We start from the raw sequence: 530 nt of genomic DNA, 5'->3' as shown, positions 1-530 counted from the left end.
CCCCGGCGCGACGCCCCAAATGGGCGGGTGAGCGCCGGGGCTATGGATAACTCCCTCCCAGCGAAGTGGAAAATGGGCCAGTCCTTAGATCGCTGGTAGCATACAGGTTAGAACCTTCAGACGGAGGTATTCTTCGTCTCGTAAACCATAGGCACGGCGCTGGATGACTCGAATCTTATTGTTCAAACCCTCAACAAATCCCAAAGAGACTTTCTCCTCAGATTGGATGAAAGCTGCAATCCCGTCCCAATGGCTTTCGATCATCTGGGCAAACTCCTCATACGGCCTAAGCCGCTGCCACTTCAGGGAGGACCGCCAGTTGTCGAAAAACTTCCGCGCCCAACCCTCTTTTTTGTACTCCCACAACTGGCCAAAGGATTCTTTAAGAAGGTACGCGACGTTCAACCGCTTGTTGGCTTTCAATAACGTCCGTAAGGCCAACCGGCCCTCGGTGTCCAGGTTCTCCCGCCGAGAAAGCAGGGTATACTTCTGCCCCTTGATGAATCGGCGGTCCTTACCCGAAAGCCGGG

The 530-nt window shown here is 54.5% G+C and carries 1 protein-coding gene; it reads right to left on the bottom strand.

Annotation, left to right across the window (positions count from 1 at the left end; genetic code table 11):
* Positions 1–84: 84 nt before the first annotated feature.
* On the bottom strand, positions 85–530 hold a 446-nt coding region (locus QMD53_07175), incomplete at its 5' end, for a transposase (GenBank protein ID MDI6800416.1).

Source organism: Actinomycetota bacterium (genome assembly GCA_030017835.1).
Lineage (GTDB): Bacteria > Actinomycetota > Aquicultoria > UBA3085 > Oleimmundimicrobiaceae > Yes70-04.
This window is presented reverse-complemented; position numbering and strand designations above follow the sequence as displayed.